This window comes from Macrococcoides goetzii (assembly GCF_002742385.2).
Classification (GTDB): Bacteria; Bacillota; Bacilli; order Staphylococcales; family Staphylococcaceae; genus Macrococcoides; species Macrococcoides goetzii.
In genome coordinates, this window is the sequence record NZ_MJBI02000005.1 from 38,128 (window position 1) to 60,150 (window position 22,023).

The following is a 22,023-nucleotide window of genomic DNA, read 5'->3' on the forward strand; positions in this document are numbered from 1 at the left end:
TAATCTCCTAAATTCTTATTTTGTACCAAATAATCTATCGCCAGCATCACCTAATCCAGGGACGATATAGCCATGGTCATTTAATTTCTCATCTAATGCTGCGATATAGATATCTACATCAGGGTGTGCTTCTTGTAATAACTTAACACCTTCTGGTGCCGCAATTAAACACATAAAACGAATTTTAGTAGCACCGCGTTTCTTTAACGAATTGATCGCTTCAATTGCAGAACCACCTGTCGCAAGCATTGGGTCAACGACGATAAAGTCACGTTCCTCAATATCCTGTGGTAACTTTGCGAAGTATTCAACAGGTTGCAGCGTTTCAGGATCACGGTATAATCCGATATGTCCGACACGGGCTGCTGGAATTAACTTTAATACACCATCAGTCATACCTAACCCTGCGCGTAAAATAGGCACAACAGCCATCTTCTTACCTGACAATCGTTTCGCTGTCATTTCAGTAACGGGTGTCTTCACTGTAACATCGTCTAACTCTAAATCACGCGTAACTTCGTATGCCATTAACATACCTACTTCATCTACAAGCTCGCGGAATTCTTTCGTTCCTGTTTGCTCGTCTCGAATGTAACTCAACTTATGTTGAATTAAGGGGTGATCAAAAACATGAACTTTCGCCATAATCATCTTCTCCAAACTATATTGTATTTATTCTTTTTATAAGCTCGATGATTCATCGTTAAATCTTTACTGATATAAAGGAAACTTATCTGTAATTGATTTAACTTGTTCTCTTGCTTTCGCTAATACTTGCTCATCTTCATGATTTGCTAATACGTCAGCGATAATATTACCGATTAATTTCATTTCTTCTTCTTTTAATCCACGTGTTGTTACTGCTGGCGTACCAATTCGAATACCGCTCGTTACGAATGGGCTTGTCTTATCAAATGGAATCGTATTTTTATTTGTTGTAATACCAACTGCATCTAGTGCATGCTCTGCAACTTTACCAGTTAAATCCATCGGTGTAACATCAACGCTGAACAGATGATTATCTGTACCACCACTTACGATACGTAGTCCTCTTTCTGATAATGTTTCAGCGAGTGTCTTCGCATTGTTGATAACTTGTGTTTGATACGTCTTAAATTCAGGTTGTAACGCTTCACCAAATGCCACAGCTTTCGCTGCGATTACATGCATTAAAGGTCCACCTTGAATACCTGGGAATATTGCTTTGTCGATCGCTTTTGCATATTCCGCTTTACATAAAATCATACCACCACGTGGTCCACGTAATGTCTTATGCGTCGTTGTCGTTACAAAATCAGCATATGGTACTGGGTTTTCGTGAAGACCTGTAGCCACAAGTCCAGCGATGTGTGCCATATCAACCATAAATAATGCGCCTACTTCATCAGCAATTTCCCTAAATTGTTTAAAGTCAATTTCACGTGAATATGCTGAAGCACCAGCTATAATTAATTTCGGTTTGTGTTCCTTTGCTAAAGCGCGAACGTTATCGTAATTAATCGTTTCAGTTTCCTTATCAACTTCATACGCTACAAAATGATAATCGATACCACTGAAATTCACATGTGAACCATGCGTTAAGTGCCCGCCGTGGCTTAAATCCATACCTAGAACTGTATCTCCGGGTTTAATCGCTACACGATAAACCGCCATGTTCGCCTGAGATCCTGAATGTGGTTGAACGTTTGCATGTTCAGCTCCAAATAATTCTTTCGCTCTATCTCTTGCTAAATCTTCAACGATATCGACAAACTCACACCCACCATAATAACGTTTATGTGGGTAACCTTCAGCGTATTTATTTGTTAATACTGAACCTTGAGCTTCCATTACAGCTTTAGAAACAAAATTTTCTGAAGCAATTAATTCAATGTTGTTATTTTGTCTTTCTAATTCTTTATGCATTGCCTCAAATAGTACATTATCCTGCGCTTTAATTTCGTTCATCATATATCCCCCTTGATATTCACTTAATATTGACTTCTTGGTCCACCAATTAACTTCGGACGATGCGTTGCAATTGTAACAACTGCTTCGCCGACTTTTTTCGTTGCTACGCGTACAGGAATCTGTACATGTTTAATATGCTGACCAATCAAAGTCTGACCGATATCAATACCTGTATCACATACGACATGCTCAACAACTACAGGATCTTCGAAACTTTGATATGCCAGACTACTCATACTACCACCTGCCCCTTTTACAGGTACCACGCTGACTATTTCAAAGCCATATCGTTCCTGTACACGACGTTCCATCGTTATCGCACGATTAATATGTTCACAACCCTGGAAACAAAAATCAACACCAGTTTGTTTGTGTATACGTTGAAATGCTTCAAAAAATACTTTTGCTACTTCATCAGAACTATTTGTACCGATACGTTCGCCAATGACTTCAGACGTTGAACATCCAATCACACATAACGTATTCGGCTTAAAGAAATCAATTGCTACGAGTTCATCCAGCAGTGTATTAATGTTATCCATTGCAAGACTCCAGCTGTGCTATTTTGTCAATACGTTTCTGATGGCGTCCACCTTCAAATTCAGCATCCAACCATGTTTTGACGATAAGTAGCATCAATCCTTCACCAATAACGCGTTGTCCCATTGCCAGGATGTTTGAATTATTATGTTCGCGCGTTACTTGAGCTGTAAACACGTCATGAACGAGCGCACAACGAATACCAGGCACTTTATTTGCTGCAATACTCATTCCAATACCAGTACCACATATCAAAATACCTCGGTCATATTCACCGTTAGCTACTGCACGTGCTACAGGACCTGCATAATCTGGATAATCTACTGATTCAGTTGACGCTGGACCAAAATCTTTAAATTCAATACCTTGTGCTGTTAAAAATTCTGTAATTTTAGCTTTGTACTCAAATCCACCATGGTCACTTGCAATCGCAATCTTCACAATATCCCTCCTCTTATTACATACTTCATATTATAGCCTATTTAAAAAGTGAGATAAAACATTTCCGAAAAATGAGACGTTATTTTTTGAATTGTCTATTTTTCATCAATTTTTGCTAATAATTTCGTGATATTTTCCTGTAATTGTTCGTAAGTCTGTTGATATATCTCATAATCTCCACCATATGGATCCTGGATATCCTGGCTAACACCATTCGCGTATTCAATTAGCGTATATACATTGCTTGTTGGATACATCGAACGAATTGTATCACGGTGATTTGCTGTCATCGTTAAGATTAAATCTTTTTCACTGTCTGCGCGGTCAAAGCCAGCACTTAGTGAAGCAGCTGGTAAGTGATTCGTTTCAATAATTTGTTGCGTATGGCGTGAAGCAGGTATACCATCTGTCGCAAAGATACCTCTCGATGAAAATGAATGTTCATTTGACATTGATTTTGCGATACTTTCTGCAAGTGGACTACGACACGTATTTCCTGTACAAACAAAAACGATTTCCATCTTTCTCCCTACTTTCCTGAAGTTGCTTTATTGATGCGGTTCATTAATGCATCGCTCCCTGCAATATGGGAATAGTCAGCGATATAAATCTTCGTAATTTCTTTGTGCTGATCCATTTCTCGTAATGCACTATATAAATTATGCATTGCACCATCGATATCTTCAAATGTATCGCTTAAAGCATATGTCACATTATCATTAAAACGTGACAATTCTTTACGTGGTGCAATCAACGCTTCATTTGAGGCAAGCTGTAATTGCGTCAGTTCAGACACGAGTGCCATAGGACTATTTGGCGCATAATGACGATATTTCATACCGGGCGCTATCGGCTGCTCTGATTGATAATTTGCTGTCGTAATACATGCTGGAATAATGCGTTCTAAATCATCTTTTGTAATCGCACCAGGACGCGCAATTTTATATGGATAAGATGTACAATCGAGAACTGTGCTTTCAATACCTACTTCCACCTGAAACCCTTCGACGATGCCATAAATTTTCCCATCCATATCGTACTTCACATGATCTGCAGTTGTTGGAGACGGCTTTCCACTTGTATTTGCAGAAGGTGCAGCAAGCGGCAAATAAGTTAATTTCAAAATTTGGCGAGCAACTTTGTCACTCGGCATACGCACAGCAACAGAATTAAGTCCAGCAGTAACTGCAGGTGCCAGCACCTCTTTTTGAAGCGGTAAAATAAACGAAATGGGTCCTGGCCAGAACGCATCCATCAATTGATGTACTTTATTATCCGGAATACATGCAAAATCTTCAATTTGTGCTTTTTCATAAATGTGGACGATAAGCGGATTATCCTGTGGTCGTCCTTTTGCTTTAAAAATTTTATCCACAGCCGTACTGCTCAATGCATTCGCGGCTAATCCATAAACTGTTTCAGTAGGTATTGCAATGATTTCATCTTGTTTAAACCCTGTAATGATTTCCTGTACTTGTGGATATGTTAATAAATCATCCACATTGTTACGCACATCCCAAATTTTTGTCTGCATGCTGCATCTCCTCTCTTAACTCATATTTTAAAACAAAATAAAAAGTTATGCACAAATTGTGGATAACTCCTGTAATTTGTGCATAACTTATTCACACCATTCAAACCAGACAATGCGATCCAAACCGTTAATATCCTGAACGACTTGTGGCGTAATGTGTGGATAAAGTTGTAAGACATATTCTGATATCGCTGCACCTTGTGCATGTCCAATCTCAAAAGCTACAAGTGCCGCTGGATTTAATATTTCCGGCATTCGCTCGATCATACGTTTATACAATGCCAGACCTTTATCTTCTGCAAATAAAGCGATATGAGGATCATGCAACGCACTTTCATTCATTAATTCCAGTTCACTTTGTGCGATATACGGCGGGTTACTTACTAAACAGTCTACTCTAATACCGTCAGTAATCAACGGTTCGAGTAAATCGCCTTCTAAAAAGATGATATTTGCATTAAGTGATGCTGCATTATTTCGTGCAATATTGAGCGCATCACTTGAAATGTCTATTGCATATGCTTTAATTTCTGATAGCTCTAACGCAAGTGTTATTGCGATAGCACCACTACCTGTACCGATATCAACAAAAGATTGACGATTGCTCCATTTTTCGATGATGAGTTGAACGAGCTCTTCCGTTTCATTGCGCGGCACAAGTACATCTTGTGTCACCTTAAATTTACGATCATAGAACATTTGAAACCCCGTAATATGTGCTAGCGGTATATGATGCGCTAACTGTTCGATCCCAGTTAGGTAATGCATTCGTTCTGCTTCAGTTAGTTGTTTGTTATCCATCAATATGTCCATTTGGGATAAATCAAACAGGTCCATCATTAAATATCTCGCACTGATAATCGGTTCATCATTTTGAGCTAAAATCGTTTCACCTTGTTTAATCAGTTGCTGGACATTATAGTACGCCATCATTTAACGCTTCTAATTTAGACGTTTGTTCTGCAATCGTTAACGCATCGATAACTTCACCTAATTTACCTTCTACGATCTGATCCAGCTTTTGAATCGTTAAACCGATACGGTGATCTGTCACACGGTTTTGAGGATAATTATATGTTCTAATACGTTCAGAACGGTCACCAGTACCTACTGCTGATTTACGTTGTTCAGAATACTTCGCTTGTTCTTCCTGTAATTTCGCATCAAATACACGCGTTTTAAGTAACTTTAATGCTTTTTCACGGTTTTTAATTTGAGATTTCTCTGAAGACGTTGCCACAATCCCAGTCGGAATATGCGTAATACGTACTGCTGAGTCAGTCGTGTTAACGTGCTGACCACCAGATCCAGATGAACGGTACGTCTCAATACGTAAATCTTCCTGGCGGATTTCAATTTCAACATCTTCTACTTCTGGTAATACCGCTACGGTCGCTGTAGACGTATGAATACGTCCACCACTTTCAGTCGTCGGGATACGTTGTACACGGTGGGCACCATTTTCGAATTTTAACTTACTGTATGCACCTTTACCGATAATAGTGAAACTGATTTCTTTAAATCCACCATGGTCCGCTTCGTTTGTTTCCATAACTTCAATCTTCCAGCCTTGTTCTTCTGAGAATCTTGAATACATACGGAATAAATCTCCGGCAAAGATATTTGCTTCATCCCCACCAGCTGCTCCACGAATTTCCATCACTACGTTCTTATCATCCATAGGGTCTTTAGGAATCAATAAAAATTTCATCTTTTCTTCTAATACTGGAATTTGTGGTTTTAATTCATTGATTTCTTCTTTAATCATTTCCTGCTCATCCGCATCACTTGCGTCACCCATCATTTCTAACGCTTCTTCAAGTTGCTGCTTCACTTCTTTATACTCCCTAAATACTTCAACTGTTTCCTGAAGGTCAGCCTGTTCTTTTGAGTATTCTCTTAATTTATCAGTATCACTTACAATATCTGGATCACTTAACAACTCATTTAATTGTTCATAACGTTGTTCTACGATTTCTAACTGATCAAACATATATATTTACTCCTTTTAAGTTTATTTAATGTGTTTTATATTTTATTTTGGAACGATATGATGCTCACGACATCTCGCTTCATAACTTTCTTTTGCGCCCACTAAAATAATCGGATCATCAAAGCGTGCCGGCTCACCGTTAATCAGACGTTGTGTTCTTGAGCTCGGGGCACCACATACACTGCAAACTGCCTGCAATTTCGTAACATGTTCAGCAACTGCCATTATTTCAGGTACGGGTTCAAAAGGTACACCTCTGAAGTCCATATCTAAACCCGCAGTTATCACACGATAGCCTTCTTCCGCAAGTTGCGTTGCTACGCCGACGATATCATTATCAAAAAACTGAATTTCATCTATCGCAATAATATCATGGTCTTCCTGCACATGTTCCATAATTTCTGACGAGTGTGAGACATTAACTGCTTCAACTTTGTTGCCATTATGAGAGACGACTTCTAAATCGCTATATCTGTCGTCGATGGATGGTTTAAAGACGATGACACGCTGCTTCGCAAAAAGTCCGCGACGCACACGACGAATCAATTCTTCACTTTTCCCGCTAAACATACTACCTGTAATACACTCTATCCAACCCGAATGATACTGCTCATACATCTTGAATGCCACCTTTTTAAGTCATAATCGCTTTATTATATCATAATTTCACCCTATGTTACATTGAGATTTGAAACTCATGTTCAACATTAAAAAAACTCCTACACCAAAAGGTATAAGAGTTTAAGACTTCAGTATTAGTTGTTTGACTTAAGACCGAATTTTTTGTTGAAACGTTCAACACGTCCATCCGCAGATGCGAATTTTTGACGGCCTGTGTAGAATGGGTGAGAGTCAGAAGAAATATCCAAACGGATTACTGGGTACTCGTTACCATCTTCCCAAGTCATTGTTTCGTTTGATTTACGTGTAGATCCACTTAAGAATTTGTAGTCTGTAGTAGAATCTAAAAAGATTACTTTTTGGTAATCTGGGTGAATGCCTGGTTTCATAATTGTTTTCAGCTCCTTTGCCCTGAACCATCTGGAACAGAGTTATTTCGTGAAATATTTTCACGTCAATACTTACATATTATATACGTCTCACTATAAAAAAGCAAGGTTAATTTTTAAATGATTGGTTTACCTGACTTCGCACTTTCGACCATACGTTCACCAAGCTGTTTAAAGAAATCTTCATTTGATTCACTTTGTTTCAGACGGCGTAAGAAACGCTCTGTAAAGTCATTGCTATCCGTAAATAAATTTCTCAGCTGCCAAACCATCTCTAATTCTTTCTTATCAAGTAATAATTCCTCTTTACGCGTTGAACTTCTGCGGATATCAATCGCCGGATAAACACGCTTTTCAGCAAGCTTTCTATCTAACGTAAGCTCCATGTTTCCTGTCCCTTTGAACTCTTCATAGATCATATCATCCATACGTGAACCTGTTTCAACAAGCGCCGTAGATAGAATCGTCAAACTTCCGCCTGCTTCAATGTTACGCGCTGCTCCGAAAAATGCTTTCGGACGATGCAGACTGGCAGGATCTAGTCCACCTGATAATGTACGACCACTCGGGGGTACTACTAAGTTATAAGCACGTGCCAGTCGCGTAATCGAATCCATTAAGATAATGACGTCTTCACCAATCTCAACGAGACGTTTCGCACGCTCTAATAACAGTTCGGCAACTTTTACGTGGTGTTCTGGTGGTTCATCAAATGTTGAATGCACGACTTCTGCCGCTTCAACTGAACGCTCAAGATCCGTTACTTCTTCAGGACGTTCACCAACCAGTAAGATAAACAATTTCGCTTCCGGATGATTGACACAGATTGCATTTGCGATTTCTTTCAGCAATGACGTTTTCCCTGCTTTAGGAGGTGCTACAATCATCCCACGTTGCCCAAATCCAATCGGTGTCACTAAGTCCATGATACGCGTTGAATATGCTGTCTTCGTTGTTTCAAGACGAATTCTTGTATCCGGATAAAGTGGTGTTAATGCCTGGAAGTGAGGACGCTTCTTAACTTCTTCAGCATTTTGATCATTGACGAAGTCTACTTGCAATAATCCATAATATTTCTCATTTTCTTTTGGTTTACGAACTTTCCCGGTAACTTTATCCCCTTTTTTAATCTCAAAACGACGAATCTGACTCGCAGAGATGTAAATATCTTTCTCACCTTTTGAATAGTTAACCGTTCTTAAAAATCCATATCCATCTGGCTGTATATCATCTAATATACCTTCCATATAGTAGTTGCCGTCTTTTTCCATCTGTTTCTCCATGATGGCCAGCACTAATTCTTTTTTATTTAATTTACTATAATTAACAAGGCCTAGTTCTTTCGCTTTCGCTGTTAATGCTTTTGTTGTGTGATTTTTATATAATTCGTGAAAAGACTCATACTGAGGGCTTGTTCTCACTTTTTCTACCATTTCTACACCCATTTCTATATTAATTTATCGTTAAAGCTCTATACATTCGTTTTGGAAAATTCAAAAAGAAAAAGAAGAAGTTTCAAGAGGAATATCACTAGATAGTTTAGCATGTTTTGATAAAAAGAAAAAGCTCGAGCGTCTGCTCAAGCTTTTATTTATGATTAAATTGTATCTTCGTGGTTGATTGTTAAGCCTGGTTTCTTCTCTAAACTATGGCGACCTTGTACGAAACGTACTGTACCAGATTTTGCACGCATAACTAATGAATGTGTTTCAGCGTATCCGCCTTTAAACTGAACACCTTTCATTAATTCACCGTCAGTTACTGCTGTAGCAGCAAAGATTGCATCGTCACCTTTTACCATATCATCCAATTGTAATACAGTGTTTGGCTCGATTCCCATCTTGCGGCAACGTTCTTCTTGTTCTGCATCTTCCGGTAAAAGAATACCCTGGAAGTCGCCACCTAAAGCTTTAATACCAACAGCAGCGATAACGCCTTCAGGTGCACCACCTGAACCGAATAAAATATCAACACCCGTAAAATCAAACGCTGTATTAATCGCACCAGCAACGTCTCCGTGTTCGATTAATTTAATGCGCGCACCCGCTTCACGGATTTCTTTAATGATACCTGCATGGCGCTCACGATTTAATAATGTTGCTGTAACGTCAGAAATATTTTTCCCTTTCGCTTTAGCAACTGCTTGTAAATTTTCTGTTACTGATTTAGAAATATCCACTACACCTACACAGTCAGGACCGACTGCAATTTTCTCCATATACATATCCGGTGCATGAAGTAACGTTCCTCTATCACCAACAGCTAGTACTGTCATTGCATTCCATGAACCTTCAGCAACGAGTGTTGTTCCTTCTAGAGGATCAACTGCGATATCAATTTGAGGACCTTCTTTTGTTCCTAGTTCTTCACCGATATATAACATTGGTGCCTCATCCATTTCACCTTCACCAATAACTACAACACCGTCCATAGGAATTGTATCAAATACTTCGCGCATTGCTGTTGTTGCTGCGTCGTCCGCTTCGTTCTTTAACCCTTTACCTACCCAACGCGCACTTTTAAGCGCTGCCGCTTCTGTAACTCTAACTAATTCCATTGACAAACTACGTTCCATAAACATTCTCCTCTGCATTAGATATGTAACATCGTTAATAGTATAACACATTCCAACATTATGAGTACCATTAGTTATCAAATGATGCTTATTTTTATAAAGACAAAATAAAAAGCCTACTTGCTGGCTATTCAGCAAGTAAGCTTCTTATTATGCTTGTTTTTCGTCTAGTTCTAAGTGCTCTTGTGCCCATGCTTCAATCGGATGCATTGCATTAGATAAGGCATAACCTTTATCTGTTAATACATATTTAATTGAAAGAGGGGTTGTAGAAACGACTTTCTTTTCAACAAGACCCCATTCAGCTAATTCACTCAATTTCAAACTTAATGCACGTGGCGTAATTGATTTTAAGTCACGTTTCATATCAGAAAAATGTGCAGAGCGATCTTCTGAACGCGATAAATAGTTTATAAGTAGGCCATTCCAACTGCGACCAAGAATCTTAAACGTCTCTTCTAAATACGGACATACTTCCATATGACTCACCTCTTTATATTACTATTGTACACCGATATAAAAAATATATCAAATATATTTTTTATATATTTGTTGCTTAAGAAAAAAAAACGGCATTATCGCCGTTTTAGGGAATTAATTATTAAATCTCTTCTCTCCAGATATCTGCACCAAGTGTCTTTAACTTCTCAACAATACCGCTATATCCACGGTCAATATGTCTAACGTTATAAACCGTCGTAATACCTTCAGCAGCAAGACCTGCTATAACCAGACATGCACCCGCACGTAAATCACTTGCAGCAACTTCTGCGCCTGATAGTTGAGAAGGTTTAACGGTTGCAGTTCCACCAGACTCAGTAATATCCCCGTTCATACGTGACAATTCATCAACGTGTTTGAATCTTGCTGGATAGATTGTATCTGTAATCGTACTTTGACCATCTGCCATAAATAATAATGGTGTAAACGGTTGTTGTAAGTCAGTTGCAAATCCTGGATAAACATTTGTTGTAATTGTTACCGGGTTATACTTTTCCGGTTTAGAAATTAATGCTTTATCTTCACCAATCTGAACATTAACACCCATCTCAATAAGCTTGGCTGTTAATGGTTCCATATGTAAAGGGATGATATTTTCAATTAATACTTCCTCACCCATCATTGCAGCAGCACACATATATGTCCCCGCTTCAATTCTATCAGGAATAATTGTGTGTGAAGTACCTTGAAGTGATTCTACACCTTCAATTTTTAAAGTATCAGTACCTGCGCCGCGTATTTTTGCACCCATGTTGTTTAAAAGTGTCGCAACATCAACGATTTCAGGTTCTTTAGCAGCATTCTCAATGACTGTTTTACCTTTAGCCATCGAAGCAGCAAGCATAATATTAATTGTCGCTCCAACAGATACGACATCCAGGAAGATTTTCGCACCTTTTAATTCTTTAGCTTCAAGGTACATGCCACCTGCTTCATTCGTAACAGTAGCACCTAACGCTTCGAAACCTTTAATGTGCTGATCAATTGGACGTGGTCCTAATGGACAGCCACCAGGTAAACCGATCACACATTTTTTAAACTTTCCAAGCATTGCACCCATCATATAATATGAGGCACGTAATGATTGAACTTTATGATTAGGAAGAGGCATATTAACAGCATTTGAAGGATCTACTGTTAAGCGGTCGCCATCTAAAGTTGTCGTTATATTCAAATCTTCTAATAAACTCATTAAAGTCACAACGTCTGAAATTTCTGGTAAACCTTCTAATGTAACAGGACTACTTGCCATTAATGTTGCCGGAATTAAAGCAACTGCACTATTTTTAGCACCACTGATTTGAACTGATCCTTTAAGAGGATTGCCTCCTCTTATTTTAATTACTTCTTCTGACATAATTGTACTCCTTTAACTTTTATCACACACATTTATCTTATTATTGTTGATTATTTTTATTATAAACTAATTCATTTTAGTAATGCAAAACAAAAAGCATGAAGTTCAATATAATCTAAAGGGTAAAATTAGTCAAGAAAAAAAGACTGATATGACATGCATATCAGTCTCAAGTATGAAATAAAATTTAAGCTTTGTTAGAAGTACCAAATTCTTTAATTTTACCGATTACTGTTGCTTTAATTGCTTCACGTGCTGGTCCTAAATATTTACGTGGATCATATACGTTAGCATCATTATTTAATGTATCACGAACAGCTTTAGCTGAAGCGATTTGGTTTTCAGTGTTTACGTTGATTTTAGCAGTACCTAAAGAAATTGAACGCTCGATATCTTTCGTTGGGATACCTGTACCACCGTGTAATACTAATGGTAAACCAGTTGCTTTACCGATTTCTTCCATTTCTTTGAAACCTAAGTTTGGCTCACCTTTGTAAGGACCGTGTACTGAACCTAATGCAGGCGCTAAGCAGTCAATACCAGTTTTTTCAACTAATTCCTGACATTCTTTAGCATCAGCATATACAACACCGTCAGATACTACATCGTCTTCTTGTCCGCCAACACGTCCTAATTCAGCTTCAACTGAAACGCCTTTAGCGTGGGCATATTCAACTACTTTACTTGTGATTTCAACGTTTTCTTCGAATGAATGATGAGAAGCATCAATCATAACAGAAGTAAATCCAGCATCAATCGCAGCTTTACAGCTTTCAAAACTTGAACCGTGGTCTAAATGGATTGCTACAGGAACTGTAATTTCCATATCTTTCATTAAACCTTCAACCATTTTTACTACTGTGTAGAAACCACCCATATATTTAGCTGCACCTTCAGAAACACCTAAAATAACTGGTGCATTTTCTTCTTGAGAAGCACCTAAGATTGCTTGAGTGAATTCAAGGTTGTTAAGGTTGTATTGACCAACAGCATAACCACCTTCTTTTGCTTTGATTAACATTTCTTTCATAGAAACTAATGGCATGGATAAAATCCTCCTTGTTTGTGCTTAAGCACTATTTTTATAAGGTAAGTATAGCACTTCGTTATTTTATTTGCATGCGTTAAGGGTCGTTTTATGAAAACTTTTCAGCGATTTTCACAACTTCGTCAATTGTAAACGGCTTCATTAAGACACCTGTTGCGCCAGTCTGCTTAATCGACTGAATCTCTTCATCTGTCTGAAAAGCTGAAACAAGATAAACGGGAACATCCGAGAATGCTCTCAGCTGATTTAGCGTTTCGTCACCCGACATGACCGGCATTTTTCTATCTAAAAATACGAGATCATAATCATTTGATTTGATTAATTCCAATCCTATTTTTCCATTTTCGGCAATTTCAGTATCATACTCTTTCATTTTAAATATTTCCTGAAAAAGCAGTCTTATATTAGGTTCATCGTCAATTACTAATATTTTCATTTCATGTTTTCTCCATTTCATTTATGATATGATATGTGTTAAGAATTTTAGAAAGAAGGTTTACCATGCTTAAAATATTTAATACGCAACTTAATGGTATCTTTAAAAAAATAGATATGCAAGAAGCTGAGCTAGATATAGCAGGCAGATTACTTGCACAAGCCGTAGTTGGAGAAGGTAAAATATACATTAAAGGATTTGGCGACTTAAAGTTTTTCGAGGAATTTGCTGCAAATAGCAAAGAAAATTTATTCGATGCTGCAGTCTACATTTCTGATGCGTTAGTTGATGGAACAGATCGCGTTCTCGTAATGAGCGATGCATATGATGAAAGTACTGCTGAGTTTGTTGATAGTCTGGAAGTCCGAGATATCGACTACGTATTAGTATGTAATAAACACGATGATATTCGATCGATGAATTTTATCGATTTGAGTACACCACGTGCACTAGTACCTACTGAAGATTTCAGTCGTATTATCACGCCACATATGATGGCGATGAACTACATCTACTATGCGATCTACAACGTGATGCATGAGATGCTGGTGGAGGAATAGAAATAGCGTGATGAAACAAGTCTGATATATTGCGAATATCGGACTTGTTTTCTTGATATACACGATTTCGACGTGCGTCTTGTCCGATATTCCACTTATATCGGACTTGTTTTCTTGATATACACGATTTCGACATGCGTCTTGTCCGATATTCCACTTATATCGGACTTGTTTTCTTGATATACGCGATTTCGACGTGTGTCTTGTCCGATATTCCACTTATATCGGACTTGTTTTCTTGATATACACGATTTCGATGTGTATCTTGTCCGATATATCACTTATATCGGACTTGTTTTCTTGATATACGCGATTTCGACATGCGTCTTGTCCGATATTCCACTTATATCGGACTTGTTGCTCTCACACATTGCTACTCAAACCAATAAACTCTACCTTTATTCTTTCCTTTAAACTTACAGCTATTTAAAAGAGCTCTTTGGACTGTCTTAATTTCACAGTTACTCCATTCAGCTATTTCTTTAATTTGAAATGGTTCATTTTTAAGGACTGAAACTTGTCTAGCTGCTTCTGTAATATAATCTAGTTTGCTTAGTCTTCTCCCACAACGACAAGCCACATATTTCTTTCTACTTGCTACCTCCACACACCCAAATCGTTTACACTTTGGACAACGATAACCTTTCTTCATCTGCGTATAATCGTAATAAGCAAATCGGTGATTATCGACCACGTTCGCTGCAATCAACGCTTTAGCCAAACGGTAATCTTCATCAGTCGGTGGTCCAAGTTTTTTAAGATAATCTATAATACCAGGTATTTGGCCGGCAAACTTTACATATTGATCACCATTGAAGTTCCTCAGAATAAAATTCTCATTCACAAAGATGATACGACTCATATGTTCGTATCGAAATCCATTGTGCATTAAAAATTGGGGTAAAATAAGGTCTGCACGTTTCAACTGTGATATTATCGTTTGATCGACTCTACCGCGATTATTCTTAAATATTCCATCTATATAAGTGTATTCTCCAGAATAATTTTTTGTATCAAAGTGAAAAATTTTACCATTCCCAATAATCAAAAAATCAAACTGAGCTTTACTAGATTCTTTCAACGTAATATCCCAAAGCTTCAATCCCCCTTCGACAGCTTGCAGTTGTTCATAAAAATGGTTTTCTCCGGTAAATCCGACTTGATAGGCAAATAAAGTAGTACTGTCATCTTTTGTCAGGCTACACCTTCCATCAACATTCATTAAATAACTCATCTTATTATCAGGTTCATGAAGTTTTAGAAACATATTACACCTCCTACCCCTTAATTTACAACACTAATTTCAATATTTCAATAGTTAACTTTTGTTAACTCTCAACATACAAAAAAGGCCACCTCAAAAGGATGACCTTTAAAAACTCTTATTTATTAATTGCAGCTTCTACAAATCCACGGAATAAACTTTGTGGTTTCATTGGACGTGATAAGAATTCCGGATGGAACTGACATGCCACAAACCATTTATGGTCAGGGATTTCAACGATTTCCACTAAGCGACCATCTGGTGAAAGTCCAGAGAAAACTAACCCTTTTTCTTCTAAACGTTCACGATATTCGTTGTTAAATTCATAACGATGACGGTGACGTTCATCCACATGGTTCACCCCATATGCTTCAAACGCTTTCGTACCTTCCTGAACTTCACATGGATATAAACCTAAACGTAATGTTCCGCCTAAATCTACAACATCTTTCTGATCAGGTAATAAAGCGATAACTGGATACGGTGTATTTGGATCCAACTCTGCTGAGTGCGCACCTTTCAATCCAACAACGTTACGTGCAAATTCAACTGTTGCAAGTTGCATACCTAAACAAATACCGAAGAACGGAATATTGTTCTCACGCGCATATTGCGTCGCTAAAATCTTACCTTCGATACCACGCTCACCAAAACCACCTGGTACTAATATACCGTCAGCATCCTGAAGACGTTCTTTATAATTTGTCACATCTAAATGTTCTGAATTGATCCAGTCGATTTCGATATCTTTACCAAATGCATAACCTGCATGTTTTAATGCTTCAGCAACTGAAAGATATGCATCCTGTAATGCAACATATTTACCGACTAGCGCAATTTTCACTTTTCCTTCTAAGTTACGTACAGTATCCAATAACTGATTCCATTCAGTCAGATCAGCTTCACCACTTGCTTCTAAACCTAAACGTTCAATAACAAGGTCATCCATATCTTGTGCTTGTAATGCAACCGGAATTTGGTAAAGTGTATCTGCATCACGACATTCGATAACTGATTTCTTATCGATATCACAGAATAACGCAATTTTATCACGTAAGTCTTCTGTCATTTCATATTCAGTACGTACGACGATCATATCTGGTTGAATACCTAATCCACGTAATTCTTTTACAGAATGTTGTGTCGGCTTCGTTTTCATTTCACCCGCAGCTTTAATGTACGGTAATAATGTACAGTGAATGTACATTACATTCTCACGACCGAGGTCACTTTTAATTTGACGAATTGATTCAATAAAAGGAAGTGATTCGATATCCCCTGTCGTACCACCAATTTCAGTAATGACTACGTCAGCTTTCGTTGATTCGCCAGCTAGAAGTAAGCGCGATTTGATTTCATTAGTAATATGTGGAATAACCTGAACTGTTCCACCTAAGTAATCACCGCGACGTTCTTTCTTCAATACATGAGAATAAACACGACCTGCTGTAACATTAGAATATTGATTTAAATTAATATCGATAAAACGTTCATAGTGCCCTAAATCTAAGTCTGTTTCTGCGCCATCATCAGTTACGAATACTTCACCGTGCTGATATGGACTCATCGTACCTGGATCCACGTTTAAATATGGATCAAACTTTTGAATTGTTACATTTAGACCACGATTTTTTAATAATCTTCCTAAACTTGCTGCAGTAATCCCTTTACCTAAAGAAGATACTACCCCACCTGTTACAAATATAAATTTTGTCATGATTTACCTCCTAAAAAAAATAAAAAAGCACTCCGTTTGCAAAAGCAAAGGGAGCGCATAAGTTTATACGTTCGTCCTAATTAAAGGAGCCCAAGTAAAATAATAATCATTTTTGAGCAAAATGTCAACTAAGATTATAATTCTTCTTCGTCATCTTCATCTTCGAATTCATCATCTTCGTCATCGAATTCATCCGCTTCAACTACTAAACCTGCTTCTTCTAATTCATCTTCGACTTCTTCGTCTTCAGTGTCAACATTTTCTTCATCATCTTCACTAACAACTAAGTCTAATTCATCTTCGACTTCATCTTCACCAAGTAAAGCGATCTTAGGTGCATCTTCATCGTCTTCATCAAGCACGTCAAATTTTTGTACTGTCGGCGCGATTTTTTCTTCGATATCATCTACTGAATACCAGTCACGAAGACCCCACATATATTCACCTGTTGATAAGAAACGACCATCCGTATTTAAATCTGTGTAGAACTGAACAACACGTGTTTCAATGTCTTCACTCGTATACTCACCTAAAGATTGGAATTCATCGATTAAATCATAAAGGTTAACTTCTTTACCTTTTTCAGTTAAATAAATATAAGCTAAATCGATAAAAGAGCTTTCATCTATCATTTCTTTTGTATATTCAGAGATTTTCATTTTCTTCGTCCTTTCAAACTATGCTAGTTTAAGTTCACACTACATCATATCAAGAAAACGACCTCTAAAGCAAGATTAATAACGAATTAATTTCGTTAAATGATTAGGATGTTCAGCATCCATCGGTACAAAGTTATTATTTAAGTAAACATCTCTTAAGTTTTCCGGAACCTCTACTTCTATCTTGATGACCTCTTTAAAATGTTTACGGACAAAAGTCGCAATCTGGCGCAACACATTTTCACGGATAACATCCACATCTTCAGTAATATCCATCGCCTTCAATGTAGCGATATTTCCTACAACATCTAAATCGATAGTCCCTACTTCTTTATCATCTTTCAACAATTTAATATTGTCACCATCTTGAACCAATCTTAATTTAGAAACATAGTTTGCATCTAAGTCTAAATAATAAAGACGCTCCTTACCAATTGGTCCATTCGGATTTGTCGCTAAATGCATAAAGCCAGCACGCTCATATAAATTCCATGCCCCCTGATTCTCAGCATCGACCACTAAGAAAAGATGGTCAAAGTTTGGAAATACACTTTGTGCAAACTCAGGGATATTCATCATAATCTCAGTACCGTACCCTTGTCCCTGTAATTTATTATTGATTGATAAACTACGTACATATACTGCATTAACCGGTGTATCATATCCTTCATGCTGATAATGTTGATGAAGCACAAAGAACCCGACAACCTGCTCGTCATGATTAAGCACGACACATGGTCTGCGGTTCGGGTCAAATAATCCTTCGTCCAGAACTTCTAAAGGTAATGATGAATATATCTTTTGTCTATCTGTTAATTCAAATGCCTCTAATTGAGGTCTATAATCCTCTTTATATTGTACAATCTTAATTTGCGATCCTATAAATTCCATAATGTTGCCTCCGTCTTGGATGAATTTAATCATTTCTCAATATATATACCCATTTCATCTCAAAATTATCACAAAATTTAAACAAAACAATGAAACCCCACAAACTACGTTTCAATATAGTATAATGACAAAAACAAATGATAAATGAGGTATTGATATGAAAATTGGTATTGACGCTGGTGGCACTTTAATTAAAATTGCTATTTTAGAAAACGACAAATTCACCTTCAGAAAACAGCTGAGCACTGAAATTGAGGAAGTAGCTGAATGGTTAAAGACCGTACCAGATGCACAAGTTGCTTTAACGGGTGGGAAAGCGACGTATCTTCAAAGTTTAATCCCACAAAATGCTTTTCAATCGATTGAATTTGATGCAACATTCCGTGGCATCCAGTCATTCCTTACAGAAATGAACCTTGATATTTCTAAGTTTGTGTTTAGTAACGTCGGTACAGGAACATCTATCCATTTTGTAGATAACGACAAACAAATTCGTGCAGGCGGAACAGGCGCAGGTGGTGGTATGATGATGGGACTTTCATACTTACTGACTGGAAAAGAAGATTTCGATGAGATTGTTACGATAGCTAAAGAAGGCAATCGCGACATCATCGATTTAAAAGTTAAACATATCTACAAAGGAGATAAATCACCGATACCTGGTGAACTGACTGCAGCGAACTTTGGTAACGTACTCCATAACAAAGATACTGAAAACTTTACCGATGCTGATAAAATTGCTTCAGTATTAGGTATCGTCGGTGAAACCGTAACAACCGTATCCATTCATGCAGCCCGTGAGTTTGGTGCTGAATATGTCGTCTATATCGGCTCAAGTTTCTTAAACAATACGTTACTGCGTGATATCGTAATGAACTATACAGTATTGCGCAACTTTAAACCGTATTTCATCGAAAACGGTGAATATTCAGGTGCAGTTGGAACATTGAGATTAATGGATGAGCAATAAAAAAACGCTGCGTTACTCGTGTGAGTAACGCAGCGTTCTGCTTTGCAGACGACCTTATTTGACGGCGTCTTCAAAGCAGACGCTTTGCTGACGACCTTATTTTTTCCCAATTACTTTAACCAGACTAAACAAAAACGGAATTAAAGTCGCACTAATAATTGTCGTTGCTACTGCAATACCTGTAGCACTATTTTTCTTACTCAAATGAATCACCCCTTTAGTCGTGCTTCAAAAGCTTTCACTCGTGATTCGATTACATCTTCATCTCCATGCCAGATACAGATAAAGCGTGATGGGAATGCATCTTTCTCTTTATAATCTCCATCATAGTATGCCAGCGGGAATAAGTATCCTGCTTTCACTTCATCCAATATGACATCGAAGAATTTCGCGTTATCTCCATCGCTATAATAAGCAAGAAATTTCTTATAATCTCCAGTTAACACGCTATCTAATAACAACAGCGAACTTGAACCGTTCTGTCTGAAGTTAAGATCAATTGCATAAATGGCTCCTTCTTTATCCACAAGCAAATCAAAGCCGGCAATACCAACATATCCTGCTTCTACACCATTTTGCATAATTTCTAATCCTGCATCGATGACATCCTGCGGGATATTATGATCTATAATATTCCCACGATATTTACCGTACTTTTCAGTGATCTGCTGACTTGAACCAATAAACTTAATACCCAGTTCTTCGCTATATGCATACTGTACACAATAATTATGTACCGGCTCAATAAACTGTTCAATAATCATCTGTTCTGTACCTTCTGCTTCTCGCACGCGTTTAATACTACGCTCAACATCTTCCTGCGTATAGCACAGCATAACGCCATATCCACCGGCAGTCGGATGTTCATCTCCTGGTTTAATCACGAAAGGCAGTGACCACTTACGAACAGTATCTTCAAAGTCTTCAATCGCCACAACATCACGTTTCGGCAGGAATTTACCCTTCGTCCATTTATCCAGTATCGATTTATTGTTAAGCGCTAAAAATTTATCACGCGGTACGACATATTTATCGCCTGGTACTAATTCCTCTTCATGGGTATACTGAAAGAATATCTTTTCTCCATCTGCAACTGCATCGCGTAACACCTGCTCATATGATTCACGTGTATTATACACTCTGAAACCATTCGGCATATCAAATCCAACTGCATTAAACAATGCTTCAGTTTTATCTGTCACGGTCGCTTCGTGTACAACGACCGGCATCTCGGCGATTAACAGTTCACGTGCGCTCAGTAAATTTGATTGATGTTCTTCCGGCTGTAGCCATGGATTAAAAGTATAGGATGGACGTGATGAATACATCACTTTCTCTCCATATAAATCTTTCATAACTAATGGTAAGTTGATTGGTTTAGTCCCCATAAATGTTCTCCTTTAATGTTTCATGTAAATGTTTAATGCGTTGTAGTTCTTCAGGTTTCTCGATTAACTCGATTGCCATCGTTGCCATTATTTTAGCACCTTGTAATAAGGCATGGTCTCCGTGTGCGCTCTTCGCTGCTTCACGAAATTCTACCGTGTGTCCAACAAGCGTTGATGGTCCCATCTTAATATGTGGGTGAATCGTCGGTATGATGTGACTCACATTCCCCGTATCCGTTGAACCGAAACCAAAATCATCATGCAGAATCGGCTCATTATGCATAATAGCATGTTTCTCAAATAAATCATCTAAAAATGTATTTCTGATGAATTCATTAACACCATTTTGAATGTGATTGAGCTGATATTCTGCCCCTGCTGTAATCGCCGCACCTTGTGCTACACGATCAACTTTACCGGTTAATACATCTAAATCTTTTCTGCTGATTGCTCGCGTATAAAATCTCGCTTTCGTATAATCCGGAATAATATTTGCTGACTTACCACCATCTAAAATCACACCATGCACTTTATCCGTCTTCTTAATATGCTGACGCAATTGGCCGATTCCATTAAAGAAACTGATCATCGCATCAAGCGCATTAATACCATTATGCGCATTCTCAGAAGCATGCGCAGTCTTGCCAAAAAACTCCACTTCAAACACGTCTACTGCAAGTGTTGGCACGGTTCTAAACGATTCATGCCCCGGATGAATCATCAATGCTACATCACTATCATTAAATAATCCTGCTTTAACGTATGATGCTTTCGCACTACCGTTTACACCGCCTTCTTCAGCTGGTGTCCCAAATACCTGAATAACACCGCCTAAATCATCAATCACTTCTTTTAAAGCAATTGCTGATAATACACTAGATGTGCCGATAATGTTATGACCACATGCATGTCCTAAACCTGGCAATGCATCATATTCTGCTAGATAAGCGATAGTAGGTCCTGCTTTCTCACTTTCATACGTTGCGATAAATCCTGTTTCATGTCCAGCAATATCACGTTCTATACTAAAACCTGCATCTTTTAATGTCTTGCTCAGTAAATTAGAGGCAAAGTATTCTTCATTGCCTAGTTCAGGTCGTGCGTGAATTTCATGACTGATGCGCAAAAATTTATCTCTATGTTCATCTATATATTGCAATACTTTGTTATTCATATTATTATCTCCTCC

At 37.9% G+C, this 22,023-nt stretch carries 24 protein-coding genes; 2 read left to right on the plus strand and 22 right to left on the minus strand.

The genetic code is table 11. The features are described 5' to 3' along the window. Window positions 1–15: 15 nt before the first annotated feature. From upp to BFS35_RS10510, 16 genes are all read right to left on the minus strand, one after another. Complete coding sequence (gene upp, locus BFS35_RS10435) at window positions 16–645, minus strand: uracil phosphoribosyltransferase (RefSeq protein ID WP_099581446.1); 630 nt, start codon at window positions 643–645, stop codon at window positions 16–18. Window positions 646–711: 66 nt separating this feature from the next. Further along, window positions 712–1,947 carry a serine hydroxymethyltransferase gene (gene glyA, locus BFS35_RS10440; protein WP_147329916.1) on the minus strand — a complete coding sequence of 412 codons (1,236 nt, stop codon included), beginning with the start codon at window positions 1,945–1,947 and terminating at the stop codon, window positions 712–714. A 23-nt stretch (window positions 1,948–1,970) separates the two neighbouring features. Then, window positions 1,971–2,492: a TIGR01440 family protein gene (locus BFS35_RS10445; RefSeq protein WP_099581450.1), complete on the minus strand. Its 522-nt coding sequence runs from the start codon at window positions 2,490–2,492 to the stop codon at window positions 1,971–1,973. After that, window positions 2,485–2,931: a ribose 5-phosphate isomerase B gene (rpiB, locus tag BFS35_RS10450; RefSeq protein ID WP_099581452.1), complete on the minus strand. Its 447-nt coding sequence runs from the start codon at window positions 2,929–2,931 to the stop codon at window positions 2,485–2,487. Before rpiB ends, BFS35_RS10445 begins: the two co-directional genes overlap by 8 nt. Window positions 2,932–3,026: 95 nt before the next feature. After that, a complete protein-coding gene (locus tag BFS35_RS10455; RefSeq protein ID WP_099581454.1) occupies window positions 3,027–3,452 on the minus strand; it encodes a low molecular weight protein arginine phosphatase in 426 nt (141 codons plus the stop codon). Between the two features lie 8 nt (window positions 3,453–3,460). Further along, window positions 3,461–4,465, minus strand: coding sequence for an L-threonylcarbamoyladenylate synthase (locus BFS35_RS10460; RefSeq protein WP_099581456.1), 1,005 nt, complete (start codon window positions 4,463–4,465; stop codon window positions 3,461–3,463). A gap of 87 nt (window positions 4,466–4,552) precedes the next feature. Continuing rightward, complete coding sequence (gene prmC / locus BFS35_RS10465) at window positions 4,553–5,398, minus strand: peptide chain release factor N(5)-glutamine methyltransferase (protein WP_099581458.1); 846 nt, start codon at window positions 5,396–5,398, stop codon at window positions 4,553–4,555. Then, window positions 5,382–6,458 carry a peptide chain release factor 1 gene (gene prfA / locus BFS35_RS10470; RefSeq protein WP_099581460.1) on the minus strand — a complete coding sequence of 359 codons (1,077 nt, stop codon included), beginning with the start codon at window positions 6,456–6,458 and terminating at the stop codon, window positions 5,382–5,384. Before prfA ends, prmC begins: the two co-directional genes overlap by 17 nt. Before the next feature lie 42 nt (window positions 6,459–6,500). Further along, complete coding sequence (locus BFS35_RS10475) at window positions 6,501–7,076, minus strand: thymidine kinase (RefSeq protein ID WP_099581462.1); 576 nt, start codon at window positions 7,074–7,076, stop codon at window positions 6,501–6,503. Window positions 7,077–7,213: 137 nt separating this feature from the next. Further along, window positions 7,214–7,468: a type B 50S ribosomal protein L31 gene (locus BFS35_RS10480; protein WP_099581464.1), complete on the minus strand. Its 255-nt coding sequence runs from the start codon at window positions 7,466–7,468 to the stop codon at window positions 7,214–7,216. Between the two features lie 116 nt (window positions 7,469–7,584). After that, a complete protein-coding gene (gene rho / locus BFS35_RS10485; RefSeq protein WP_096078001.1) occupies window positions 7,585–8,901 on the minus strand; it encodes a transcription termination factor Rho in 1,317 nt (438 codons plus the stop codon). Window positions 8,902–9,065: 164 nt separating this feature from the next. Continuing rightward, a complete protein-coding gene (glpX, locus tag BFS35_RS10490; RefSeq protein WP_099581466.1) occupies window positions 9,066–10,043 on the minus strand; it encodes a class II fructose-bisphosphatase in 978 nt (325 codons plus the stop codon). Window positions 10,044–10,193: 150 nt separating this feature from the next. Beyond that, window positions 10,194–10,523, minus strand: a complete 330-nt coding sequence (locus tag BFS35_RS10495) for a winged helix-turn-helix transcriptional regulator (RefSeq protein ID WP_099581468.1) — start codon at window positions 10,521–10,523, stop codon at window positions 10,194–10,196. A 121-nt stretch (window positions 10,524–10,644) separates the two neighbouring features. Then, complete coding sequence (locus tag BFS35_RS10500; RefSeq protein WP_099581470.1) at window positions 10,645–11,901, minus strand: UDP-N-acetylglucosamine 1-carboxyvinyltransferase; 1,257 nt, start codon at window positions 11,899–11,901, stop codon at window positions 10,645–10,647. A gap of 187 nt (window positions 11,902–12,088) precedes the next feature. Continuing rightward, window positions 12,089–12,946, minus strand: coding sequence for a class IIb fructose-bisphosphate aldolase FdaB (gene fdaB / locus BFS35_RS10505; protein ID WP_099581472.1), 858 nt, complete (start codon window positions 12,944–12,946; stop codon window positions 12,089–12,091). A 91-nt stretch (window positions 12,947–13,037) separates the two neighbouring features. Further along, the gene (locus BFS35_RS10510; RefSeq protein ID WP_099581473.1) at window positions 13,038–13,385 is read right to left on the minus strand and encodes a response regulator; all 348 of its coding nucleotides are present in this window, start codon (window positions 13,383–13,385) and stop codon (window positions 13,038–13,040) included. Between the two features lie 65 nt (window positions 13,386–13,450). On the opposite strand from BFS35_RS10510, the gene BFS35_RS10515 reads away from it, so the two are divergent. Then, complete coding sequence (locus tag BFS35_RS10515; RefSeq protein WP_099581475.1) at window positions 13,451–13,945, plus strand: DUF2529 family protein; 495 nt, start codon at window positions 13,451–13,453, stop codon at window positions 13,943–13,945. Window positions 13,946–14,318: 373 nt separating this feature from the next. On the opposite strand, the gene BFS35_RS10520 is transcribed toward BFS35_RS10515, so the two are convergent. The 4 genes from BFS35_RS10520 to BFS35_RS10535 all read right to left on the minus strand — a co-directional run bounded on the left by BFS35_RS10520 (window position 14,319) and on the right by BFS35_RS10535 (window position 18,476). Beyond that, window positions 14,319–15,212: a nuclease-related domain-containing protein gene (locus BFS35_RS10520; RefSeq protein ID WP_099581477.1), complete on the minus strand. Its 894-nt coding sequence runs from the start codon at window positions 15,210–15,212 to the stop codon at window positions 14,319–14,321. Window positions 15,213–15,327: 115 nt separating this feature from the next. Beyond that, window positions 15,328–16,926 (minus strand): CTP synthase, encoded by a 1,599-nt coding sequence (locus BFS35_RS10525; RefSeq protein ID WP_099581479.1) that lies wholly within the window; start codon window positions 16,924–16,926, stop codon window positions 15,328–15,330. 134 nt (window positions 16,927–17,060) lie between these two features. Beyond that, the gene (rpoE, locus tag BFS35_RS10530) at window positions 17,061–17,585 is read right to left on the minus strand and encodes a DNA-directed RNA polymerase subunit delta (RefSeq protein WP_099581481.1); all 525 of its coding nucleotides are present in this window, start codon (window positions 17,583–17,585) and stop codon (window positions 17,061–17,063) included. Window positions 17,586–17,660: 75 nt separating this feature from the next. Continuing rightward, window positions 17,661–18,476: a GNAT family N-acetyltransferase gene (locus BFS35_RS10535; RefSeq protein ID WP_099581483.1), complete on the minus strand. Its 816-nt coding sequence runs from the start codon at window positions 18,474–18,476 to the stop codon at window positions 17,661–17,663. A gap of 157 nt (window positions 18,477–18,633) precedes the next feature. On the opposite strand from BFS35_RS10535, the gene coaW reads away from it, so the two are divergent. Further along, window positions 18,634–19,446, plus strand: a complete 813-nt coding sequence (gene coaW, locus BFS35_RS10540) for a type II pantothenate kinase (RefSeq protein WP_099581485.1) — start codon at window positions 18,634–18,636, stop codon at window positions 19,444–19,446. A 209-nt stretch (window positions 19,447–19,655) separates the two neighbouring features. On the opposite strand, the gene ldmS is transcribed toward coaW, so the two are convergent. Together ldmS and BFS35_RS10550 are read right to left on the minus strand one after the other, a co-directional pair. After that, window positions 19,656–20,834, minus strand: a complete 1,179-nt coding sequence (gene ldmS / locus BFS35_RS10545; RefSeq protein WP_099581487.1) for an L-aspartate--L-methionine ligase LdmS — start codon at window positions 20,832–20,834, stop codon at window positions 19,656–19,658. Then, a complete protein-coding gene (locus BFS35_RS10550; protein WP_099581489.1) occupies window positions 20,824–22,008 on the minus strand; it encodes a M20 family metallopeptidase in 1,185 nt (394 codons plus the stop codon). The genes ldmS and BFS35_RS10550 overlap by 11 nt, the downstream gene beginning before the upstream one ends. Between the last annotated feature and the right edge of the window lie 15 nt (window positions 22,009–22,023).

Bases quoted from the DNA above. Each gene is read 5' to 3' on its own strand.
- rho (WP_096078001.1), bottom strand. From the start codon at position 8,901: ATGGTAGAAAAAGTGAGAACAAGCCCTCAGTATGAGTCTTTTCACGAA.
- upp (WP_099581446.1), bottom strand. From the start codon at position 645: ATGGCGAAAGTTCATGTTTTTGATCACCCCTTAATTCAACATAAGTTG.
- BFS35_RS10480 (WP_099581464.1), bottom strand. From the start codon at position 7,468: ATGAAACCAGGCATTCACCCAGATTACCAAAAAGTAATCTTTTTAGAT.
- BFS35_RS10520 (WP_099581477.1), bottom strand. From the start codon at position 15,212: ATGTTTCTAAAACTTCATGAACCTGATAATAAGATGAGTTATTTAATG.
- coaW (WP_099581485.1), top strand. From the start codon at position 18,634: ATGAAAATTGGTATTGACGCTGGTGGCACTTTAATTAAAATTGCTATT.
- BFS35_RS10455 (WP_099581454.1), bottom strand. From the start codon at position 3,452: ATGGAAATCGTTTTTGTTTGTACAGGAAATACGTGTCGTAGTCCACTT.
- prfA (WP_099581460.1), bottom strand. From the start codon at position 6,458: ATGTTTGATCAGTTAGAAATCGTAGAACAACGTTATGAACAATTAAAT.
- prmC (WP_099581458.1), bottom strand. From the start codon at position 5,398: ATGATGGCGTACTATAATGTCCAGCAACTGATTAAACAAGGTGAAACG.
- glpX (WP_099581466.1), bottom strand. From the start codon at position 10,043: ATGGAACGTAGTTTGTCAATGGAATTAGTTAGAGTTACAGAAGCGGCA.
- BFS35_RS10525 (WP_099581479.1), bottom strand. From the start codon at position 16,926: ATGACAAAATTTATATTTGTAACAGGTGGGGTAGTATCTTCTTTAGGT.
- ldmS (WP_099581487.1), bottom strand. From the start codon at position 20,834: ATGGGGACTAAACCAATCAACTTACCATTAGTTATGAAAGATTTATAT.
- BFS35_RS10445 (WP_099581450.1), bottom strand. From the start codon at position 2,492: ATGGATAACATTAATACACTGCTGGATGAACTCGTAGCAATTGATTTC.
- BFS35_RS10510 (WP_099581473.1), bottom strand. From the start codon at position 13,385: ATGAAAATATTAGTAATTGACGATGAACCTAATATAAGACTGCTTTTT.
- BFS35_RS10515 (WP_099581475.1), top strand. From the start codon at position 13,451: ATGCTTAAAATATTTAATACGCAACTTAATGGTATCTTTAAAAAAATA.
- glyA (WP_147329916.1), bottom strand. From the start codon at position 1,947: ATGAACGAAATTAAAGCGCAGGATAATGTACTATTTGAGGCAATGCAT.
- BFS35_RS10550 (WP_099581489.1), bottom strand. From the start codon at position 22,008: ATGAATAACAAAGTATTGCAATATATAGATGAACATAGAGATAAATTT.
- rpoE (WP_099581481.1), bottom strand. From the start codon at position 17,585: ATGAAAATCTCTGAATATACAAAAGAAATGATAGATGAAAGCTCTTTT.
- fdaB (WP_099581472.1), bottom strand. From the start codon at position 12,946: ATGCCATTAGTTTCTATGAAAGAAATGTTAATCAAAGCAAAAGAAGGT.
- BFS35_RS10500 (WP_099581470.1), bottom strand. From the start codon at position 11,901: ATGTCAGAAGAAGTAATTAAAATAAGAGGAGGCAATCCTCTTAAAGGA.
- BFS35_RS10495 (WP_099581468.1), bottom strand. From the start codon at position 10,523: ATGGAAGTATGTCCGTATTTAGAAGAGACGTTTAAGATTCTTGGTCGC.
- BFS35_RS10475 (WP_099581462.1), bottom strand. From the start codon at position 7,076: ATGTATGAGCAGTATCATTCGGGTTGGATAGAGTGTATTACAGGTAGT.
- BFS35_RS10535 (WP_099581483.1), bottom strand. From the start codon at position 18,476: ATGGAATTTATAGGATCGCAAATTAAGATTGTACAATATAAAGAGGAT.
- BFS35_RS10460 (WP_099581456.1), bottom strand. From the start codon at position 4,465: ATGCAGACAAAAATTTGGGATGTGCGTAACAATGTGGATGATTTATTA.